This window comes from Pseudoalteromonas sp. S2755 (genome assembly GCF_005886535.1).
GTDB lineage: Bacteria > Pseudomonadota > Gammaproteobacteria > Enterobacterales > Alteromonadaceae > Pseudoalteromonas.
Window position 1 is genome coordinate 1 of sequence record NZ_PNDS01000075.1, and the last position, 9626, is coordinate 9626.

Consider the following 9626-nt stretch of genomic DNA (forward strand, 5'->3'; position numbering starts at 1 on the left):
CGTCATCTAGCGAACTAGAATCTGCTGTTAGAACTCAACCTGTACGAGTGCCCACACAGATGATTGCTTCATATTTTTAAAGAACGTTTCGAAACATTTCGTTGTTTCGAGGGATGTGCATTCTAAGCATTCCCAATTTTTTGTCAACACTTAGTTTTGAATTTCTTTAGAAGAAGTTTCGAACCTAAGTTTCACTTGACGCTAACTCGTTGCTGCTTTGCTTTTCAGCGCTGCTCCCCGTGTCAGTGGATGCGCATTATAGGGAGATCCGATTTTAGTGCAACCCTTTTTTCATTAAAACTTATAAAAAAGGTTCATTCGAACAAAAATAAACCAACACGTTCATTTAACATACAAATTCGATTGATGTGTTAAATAATTGTCACTTACTTATTCAACTCAGAGCAAGGTATGAAAGTGAATTAGGCTTGGTGCTGTCCTATTAAAAACAATACGTATCTAATGTGATATATTTAAAAGAGCGAAACAAGCTGCGGAGGTTTTCATGTCTCAGATAACCAAGCCAAGTATTTTACTAATTGATGACGATGCAAATAACATCGCTTATTTAGTAGCAATTCTGAGCAAACTCTATGAATTATCAATAGCTAAGTCCGGAAAAACAGGTCTGAAGTTAGCGACCAAGCATCCAGATCTCATTCTTTTAGATGTCGTGATGCCGGAGCTAAGCGGCTACGAAACAATGAAACTTCTTCGTGCCAACCCCGCAACTTGCAACATACCTGTTATTTTTCTTACATCACTTAAAGAAAGCAAAGAAGAACTGAGTGGGTTAGCGCTAGGAGCTGTTGATTACTTAAACAAGCCGATAAACGAATCAATTCTAAAAGCAAGAGTTGCCACCCACCTTGCGCTTTCAAACCAAAAGAAACATTTAGAAACTTTGGTATCTCAACGAACTGAAGAACTAGCCGATAGCCGGCTTGATATTATACGCATGCTGGGAAAAGCAGCTGAATATAAGGATAACGAGACTGGCTTTCATGTTATAAGGATGAGTGCTTATGCTGCAGCGATTGCGAAAAAATTAGGAATGGATGAATCATGGTGCTCAATTCTTTTGAATGCAGCGCCTATGCATGATATCGGTAAAATAGGTATACCAGATCAAATCTTGCAAAAACCAGCAAAACTAAGTCCCGTAGAGTGGGAAACAATGAAGTTACATGCAACCTATGGAGCTGAGATAATTGGGGACACTGAAGATCCTTTATTATATATGGCTAAAGAAGTTGCACTCTGTCACCATGAGAAATGGGATGGTTCAGGATATCCAAATCATTTACAGAAATACGAAATTCCATTAAGTGCACGGATCGTTGCTGTTGCAGATGTATATGATGCGCTGACATCTGTACGTCCTTATAAAAAAGCCTGGGACGTAGACAAAGCGATTGGCTTTATAAATTCTCAAAGCGGAATACACTTTGACCCTGAAGTTGTGGCAGCATTCAATTTATGCATTAATGAAATAACTTTGGTACAAAAAAAGTTTCAAGGCTAAAGGCTAGCAATATGAACGAGACGCTCCCTGATGACGAAATTTAATAAACTTAATGTATTAATCGTAGAAAACCATCTTCCAATGATCGATGCACTTACCGATATGCTCTTGAGTTTAGGCTTTAAACAAGTTTATGTCGCCAAATCTAATGCTAACGCAATTGATATTCTCTCAAAACAAAAAGTTGACTTAATAATTTCCGAGTTCGAATATGAACATGTCAATGCAATTGAGTTGATAAGAAGCCTAAAGAAGAACCAGCAGGCACCTTCGATACCATTTGTGATTGCATCGGCGACGACTAATTATTCCTCTGTAAGTGCAGCTGCTGAGCATGGTGTTAGCGAATACATCGTGAAACCTTTTTCTTTTAGTATATTGGAAAAGCGCTTGTCAAAAGCTTTAAAGTGTAAGCCCACGCCTGCCAATAGCCAAATAACGCTAAATAAACAGTTTACTATTATGGTGGTTGATGACAATAAAGAGATTTTGGCATTCGTTAACGCTGTACTAAAACCTACCTATAGCCTCACCTTGATCAAAAACCCGACTAAAGTCCTTAAGCTTTGTTTACATCATAAACAGCCTGACTTGATCATCCTCGACATTGACATGCCAAGCCTAAACGGTTTTGAGTTGGCATCAGAACTACAAAGACATCCGAAAACTAGACACATACCATTTATCTTCTTGAGTGGAAAAAGCGATAGCCAACACGTTGTAAAAGGCTACGACTTGGGTGCTGATGGATATATTGCAAAGCCAATTGTTGCTTCGGAATTACGCGCTCGTGTTCACTCCCATTGCCAGCAACTAATGAATACCTCTCGGCTCAGAGAGCATATTGACGATATAATGACCGATGTAAAGAACCGTGAGAATGTTATTACTTATCTTCATTCCACTATAAAGGAACCATTGCTCACACTAAGCCAACAACTCGAGCGCCTAAACAACGGTGGCTATAGCCCTAACCTTCTTAAAAATGTATGTGAAGGCGCCCAGTTCAAAATAAAGGTAATGATGGAACAGCTGGATCTGATTGAATCTATACAACAACTAGAACAAAATAAATATAGTTACCCTCCATGTACTTTTGCGCTTACAGATCTAATCAACGATTTGGTTAAGCAATACGAAACGCGCTTTGTTGAGAGTAAAGTCGCTGTGTCTCTCTCTTTGGACCACATGAAATTGAACTGTGTTGAACCCCTTATCAAAGGAGCTTTAGTACAAATTTTAAATAACGCAATTGAAGGCTCGCCGCCGGGTAGTCAAGTAACCATTAAATTAACCAAAATGGACAACACAGCGATATTAACCGTTCACAATATTACGCCAATACCATGGCAAGTTGCCGAATCATTTATGGAAAAATTTGTCACATATGGGAAGCCAAATCATGCAGGTCTTGGTTTCCATTACCTCAACTTAATTTGTAAATATCTGGCAATAAAATTAAAAGTAGAAAGCGACATCAAAACTGGAACATTCGTTTCAATGCAATGGACTACTGACCTTGGTTAATTGAAAGCTTTTTAGCTGCTTCATCAAACTCAAAATCATCCAGCGCTTCGGTTATTTCTTTTACTTCACTCTCTGATAGGTTATAGGTACCTTTAATCAGCCTCCATGTCTCTATACTTTTTGGATCGTAATTCGCCAACTGCTCTTTAAACAACAAAGACAGTTTGCTAATTTCTTCTTCGTTTAAGCTAGGAGTATCGTTAGAGCTATCCGCTTCATCATGTAAGTACAGGTTTAATTCGTCTCGTACCAGTGTCAGCTCTACTTCAAATTTATGCAACAACTCAAGCCTTTCATTGGAAGGATTAAAGCAAGCTTTTTCTAGATGAGATGCAATATCAGAAAGCTCCATTGCTCCTAAGTTACCAGCAGCCCCTTTAACGGTATGGGATATTTGTTGAACGGCCTTCCAGTCACCCTTAGCATTTTCTAATTGTTCTTTTGTTGTCGGTAAACTTTTCTTGAATCTGCTTAATAAGCCTTTATAGATCTCCGTACTTTTTAAATTGGATAGTCCAGCTCGAATATCTATATGCTTCATCAAAGGAAAAAGATCCACATCACTGGGCTTATTACTAACTGGGAGATTAACGTAATCTCTACCAACCAATGTGCATAACTTAATTATCATGGAGTCAACATCAACAGGCTTCGGTATTAAATCAACCATTTTCGCACGTTTCGCTTTCACCCTATCTTCTGATAAAACGCTTGCGGTCATAGCAACCACAGGAGGGATTTTCTCTTTTGGCAGATTTGCAATTTCTAAGGCAGCTTCATATCCATCTTTAACTGGCATTTGACCATCCATAATCACAATATCAAAGTCAAACTGGCTCACCATGTTTACCGCCTCCTGTCCATTGCAGACAATGGTCACTTTCCCTCCATGAAGTTCAAGTATGTCTCTAACTAATTCTTGATTAACAGTATTGTCCTCAGCTACAAGGAAATGAATATCGGTAAAAATTTCTGACTGTTCGAGCTTAGCATCAGCTTGATTTAAAGGCTGCATTACATGTACTTTTAAAAGTAATTCCAAAGCCCTAAGTGGTAGCAATGGCAAATAGATCACCGCAGCTGCTCCTAACTTACTTTTAACATCTAAAGCTTCACTTAAGTCGGCATAGTCGCTTATTAATACGAGCTTATTTCCTGTGTACTCACACCCTTCTCTAGCAGAGTTCAAAGATATAATTACTAAGCTGTCATCATCCGCTTTTTTCTTATGAATATCTATTAGATGAATGCCTACATTATTTAAAAGTGTTTTTACTGGGTCTAAAAGCGCATTATCTTCTTCAATATATGCCCTTGAAAACCCTTGCTCTTGTATCCTACATTGAACAGGTGTAATTTCTGTTTGACATGCCGATAAAGGCAATTGAATCGTGAATGTACTCCCTTTACAAAGCTCGCTAACCGCACTGATTTCTCCTCCCATCAACTCTACAAGCTGCTTTGATATCGACAAACCTAAGCCAGTTCCACCGTACTTTCGTGTTGTTGATACATCAGCTTGGGAAAAGGGCTGAAACAGTTGTTTGATTTGAGTAGAATCCATGCCGATGCCGTTGTCACGAACTTCTAAGTTCAGTATTAGGTTCAACTCGTTAACTGATCTGAACGTCGCAGAAATCCAAATTTCTCCAACTTGTGGCTCCGTAAACTTTATAGCGTTAAAGCCAATATTTATTAGCACTTGCTTTATGCGTTGCATATCGCCATAAAGTAATGCGGGAAGCTCAAGATCATAGTCAAAGTGAACCGTCACTCGCTTCTCGTTAGCTTTAAACATTATAACGTCGAACAACTGCTCAAATACTTGATTTAACGAAAAGTAATCGTTATCTAACTCTAGCTTACCCGACTCGATTTTTGATAAATCCAGCACATCATTGACAATATTACTAAGAATGTCCGTACTCATTCTTAATTTTGAAATATAAAGCCTTTGTTTCTCTGATAATTTTGTTTGCTCTAGGAGATACTCAATTCCTGCTATCGCGTGCAGTGGAGTCCTAATCTCGTGACTAATATTGGCGACAAAGCTAGACTTAATTCTATTCGCATTTTCCGCATCATCTTTCGCTTTTTCTAACTCTTTTCGAATATTTACTTGCTCTGATATATCAATGCTCCACTCCAATAACATTTTTTGACCCGCAACATCTATTAAATAACAATACAATAAGATATCTCGGATCCTATCATTGACGTCATAGATCTGGGTTTGAAAAGCATTGAGCATACCGACTTCATCTAACTGAGTCTGTGCCTGCACTCTACTCATTTGCCGAACAAATCTGACTTCAGAGTTACAACCTTCTTCATAACCTAAAGAGCTCGCACCTTGCTCATTAGTAAATTGAATCACACCGTCTTGGATCAATGCGACGCCCACTGGGCTGGTACTCAATATAGCTTCTAATTTTTCACTTTGGGCCTTCAGTGCTTGACCTGCTGCTTTATCTTCGCTGATATCTCGTAAGGTTAGAATCGCCCCTGAGTAGCTGCCATTTATTAATATAGGCTCTGAATGAATATCAAGATAAATAAAATTATTTTCGTTATACAGACAAAGTTCCACTCTGTTGCGAGGACGGTCAATATTTTCTAAAAATAGCGCCCACTGTTCCGGTTGTTGAATTGGGTATGTAAACTCAGCAGATACGAGGCTTTGCTTTAAATTTGAAAGAATAAATTGCTGAGCAATTGGGTTAATAAGGGTGATATGCCCTGCCTCATCGGTAGCGATTATTCCTTCTCCTGCGTTTTCCAGCAGCTGTCTAGAACGTGCCTCCAAATTAATGAGCTCTTGCGTGCGCTGCTCAACTTGATGTTCAAGCTCTTCGTTAGAGCGACGTAACAAACGATTGAGCTTTTGACTTATAACAAAACTAAACCCTCCCATCAGTGAAACAAATAATATGATCACCACTGATGAATAGTTCAAATTTCGCTGTAATATATCTAACTCATGCCTAGCTTCAGTTTTTTCGACCTCAACAATCACCCCAACTTGCATTGAAGGTAACCATTTCCAAACGCCGTAAACTGTGTCTCCATTTTTATCTGTATACCCACTAAAGTTACTATCAACGAATTGAGTATCATTAGTAGGAAGTTCATTAGCCATTGCCACCAAGCCTTTCACAGGCTCGGTGAAACTCCAGCCGTCGCCATCAAAAAACTGTATCAACCCGGACAAGTTACCCGCAACTTGTTCGAACTTAATTCTAGATGGAGTTAACTGCTCACCATATTTTGAAGTAAAATAAACATCGCCGGTATTATCAAACCAGCTAGCCTGTGCGATATCCCAAAGCCGTTCATCCTGAGATACTGATTTAAATAAAAACCCAATCACTGAGCCCATGCGATTCATAACCGGGATCGCAGCAAACAGCTCAAACCCTGATTTATTATTATAAATTGGTATAAGCTGGCTGATCCCTGCCAAAAGTTTTGCATAGATTACTGTCGACTTACTTACACCTTCGAACTGTGTTCCAACAAGGCTCTTATTGGCAGAGTTAATGACATAAAGATCTGTATCTACAAAATGATACAAATCATCTCTAAACAAATCAGACTGTTGTTCTACCCAATTATCTAGCCTTGTGGAGGCACGGAGAAACTCAGAGTCTGTTTCATCTGGTACTAAATTGGTGAGTTTTGTCATGACTGACACTAACTCATCATGTCTTGCGAGCAACTCAAGCAAATCAATTCGTTCAGAAGTCCAGGCAACGAGACGCTCAGAAACCACATTTATCAAACTGGTCAATTGACTCCGTTGATTTTCAATAAACGCTCGCTCAGCCATCCGATTATCATACCAACTCGTGGCGGCAACAATGATTAAAACAATTAACCAACATGCTCCAATAAAACCCTTTATCACTCTATTTCCATAGCTTTTATTGATTTGGCTTTTTGATAAACGTGATGACACCCACATAGCAAAGCAGATGATGGCGATAATAACTGCTACAGCGATTAAAATAACACTTCGATTTGCTATGCTTTCTAGAGAGTCTTTTGCTGCCAGCTTCTTACCACTTACTGTGACTTCACTATTTCCTGTGGATGTAGCGGCCAAGAAACCCTTTCTAAATAAGCTAGCAAGTGTTTTGTCATGCTCAGATAAGAAAAACTGTATACTGACCAAGTCTTCTGTTTTGGGCTTGATAACTCTTAAATGCGGTGTCATAAAATGATGACTATAATAATCGACTACCCCCTGCTCCACATATATCGCATCAACAACCTTCTCTTGCAACAGCTCAAACATTTGCTCGATGCTACTTGCAATCACAAACTCAACTAAAGGATAACTTTCGGTTATTTTCGAGACTTCGAATTGAGAAGCGAAAATAGCGACTTTCCGAGAAGGTATTTCCTCAATATCAGCTACAGCACCACCATCCAATACATAAAATGCACGAGCCGAAACTGCGTACTCACCGATAAAAAGCCCTTGCTTAGATAGATTAGCGTTGAATGGCAACGCTGCAATAATATCTACCTTTCCTTTTTTATGCGCGACTAAAGCCTCATCCCAACCCATTTGATGAAATCTAAATTTTAGACCTGTGTACGAGCTTATTTTTGACAACAAAGTCTCAGCTTTTCCTCGTACTTGACCACTATCCAATACAGCCACAAATGGCTTCCAATCTATTGCTGCAACTTGAATTATATTCTCATCGACATACTCACGTTCACTTGATGTCAAATTATTAATCAAATACTTATTCAGCTTGGCTGTATTCTCCTCTTCAATGAATTTTAGTGAATCTAGCTGACTGACTAATGCATCCCTCGTGGTCAAATAGTCTTGTTCGTATAAACTAATGCGAGCTTGTTGAGGATATTTTGAATAATAATCGAAGGCCCTTTGCTCTACATCGAATAGATGCTCTGATAGCAGCTGAAAGCTAAGTCTTTGATCTTTCGACAATCGGTTCATCAGGACTTCTGATACTCTTCTATAATGCTTCTCAATGAGCTGATATCGCTGATATAGTGCCAGATCCCCATCTAAGGTGAACTTATTCGCACTACTTGCTAGCATTTGGTCCATGATTTTCAATTCATCAATCAATAGACGATCACTTAGAGTTTCTAGTTTTGTTTGAGCGAAATGAGGCAAAAAAAAGTACTCTAAAGGTAAGAGCCCTCCTTTGGTGAAGCTACTAGCGATACGCTCAATTTTTGAATAGCTATAATCTCCTAGCTCGCTATTGTCACTCTGTATTAAGGTGCTTGCTAATAAATTTTGATAGATCAATTCATGATAAGGTACTTGCCCATCGAGGTAGTTTTCGATGATGAGCGTCGCCTCTTCTAGATGGTTAAATAAAAACTCCCAGCCTTTTAGTACAGCTGACCTTATCTTCAATGCCCGTTCTGGGTGACTACTTACCTCTTTTACCGTACTGAAGAGATTATCTCCGTACAACTCAATACCAAGTTCAGTAGTCGTATACTCGTCAAAGTGCAAACTTGACTCTCTAAATGATAAAGAATGGCGCAGTATATTAATCAATATGTAATCGACTGACTTGTCTTTTACCGCGGCTAAGGCTTGTTCAATGGTCACAAACTCAATAACAATTGAAGCACCTAATTGGGATTTTAGTACTTCTAAATACGCTCTAGGAACAGCAATATCTTCTAGAATATAGACCTTCTCTATTGGGCCTCGCGCTAAATTGATAGGCCTGATGAAAACAAGAGGGGATTTTTGAAAAATTTGAGCTAACAATACAACCGGTTTACCAGCAGCAGCTTCGACGACTAAAGTGGGATCAGAAACGCCATAGCTCCCTTCAGAGTTAAGCACTTGCGAAATAGTACTGCCAGCCTCATCTGCAAATATCAAAGATACGTCCAGGCCTAGCTCTGAAAAGTAACCTTTTTCTTTTGCTAAAATATAACCAGCGGCTGCAACCCCCCGATCTTGTTTCAGGATAATTTTAGTTGAGTTAGCGTGTACGTATGCCGTAAATATAATAGTTAGGAATAATGCGAAACGAAACACATGGAAATACCAATATCGTCTTTACGACATAGTAGACTATTAAGTAGTTTTTGTTAAGAAGTGAAATTTTTTAGATATGGAGGCGGAACCCGGAGTCGAACCGAGGTAGACGGATTTGCAATCCGCTGCATGGCCACTCTGCCATTCCGCCATGAAGCATATTGGAGCGAGTAACGAGGTTCGAACTCGTGACCTCGACCTTGGCAAGGTCGCGCTCTACCAGCTGAGCTATACTCGCATTCCATTTTTCACACTGGTAAATTTAATATGTGAAAAATAAATGGTGCCCGGGGCCGGACTTGAACCGGCACGCTGTTACCAGCGAGGGATTTTAAATCCCTTGTGTCTACCAATTCCACCACCCGGGCATCGGGTGTGAAAACAAGAATTGGAGCGAGTAACGAGGTTCGAACTCGTGACCTCGACCTTGGCAAGGTCGCGCTCTACCAGCTGAGCTATACTCGCGTTCCATTATTTAAATCCACGTATTTACTAAGTTTATTTAAACTTTAACATGCTAGGTGA

The 9626-nt window shown here is 39.4% G+C and carries 3 protein-coding genes and 4 tRNA genes; 2 read left to right on the forward strand and 5 right to left on the reverse strand.

The features are described from left to right. The first annotated feature begins 514 nt into the window (after nucleotides 1-514). Nucleotides 515-1525: an HD domain-containing phosphohydrolase gene (locus CWC03_RS13405; RefSeq protein ID WP_171040257.1), complete on the forward strand. Its 1011-nt coding sequence runs from the start codon at nucleotides 515-517 to the stop codon at nucleotides 1523-1525. 30 nt (nucleotides 1526-1555) lie between these two features. Further along, entirely contained in the window at nucleotides 1556-3052 is a 1497-nt protein-coding gene (locus tag CWC03_RS13410) for an ATP-binding response regulator (protein WP_138582330.1), read from the forward strand. Here CWC03_RS13410 and CWC03_RS13415 read toward each other — a convergent pair. The 5 genes from CWC03_RS13415 to CWC03_RS13435 all read right to left on the reverse strand — a co-directional run bounded on the left by CWC03_RS13415 (nucleotide 3036) and on the right by CWC03_RS13435 (nucleotide 9566). Next, the gene (locus CWC03_RS13415; protein ID WP_138582331.1) at nucleotides 3036-9101 is read right to left on the reverse strand and encodes an ATP-binding protein; all 6066 of its coding nucleotides are present in this window, start codon (nucleotides 9099-9101) and stop codon (nucleotides 3036-3038) included. The two genes, CWC03_RS13410 and CWC03_RS13415, sit on opposite strands and share 17 nt — an antisense overlap. A 77-nt stretch (nucleotides 9102-9178) precedes the next feature. Next, nucleotides 9179-9252: transfer RNA gene (locus tag CWC03_RS13420), tRNA-Cys, on the reverse strand. An 11-nt stretch (nucleotides 9253-9263) separates the two neighbouring features. Further along, nucleotides 9264-9339 (reverse strand) — tRNA-Gly (locus CWC03_RS13425). 43 nt (nucleotides 9340-9382) lie between these two features. After that, a tRNA-Leu gene (locus tag CWC03_RS13430) sits at nucleotides 9383-9469 on the reverse strand. 21 nt (nucleotides 9470-9490) lie between these two features. Next, a tRNA-Gly gene (locus CWC03_RS13435) sits at nucleotides 9491-9566 on the reverse strand. Nucleotides 9567-9626: the final 60 nt, after the last annotated feature.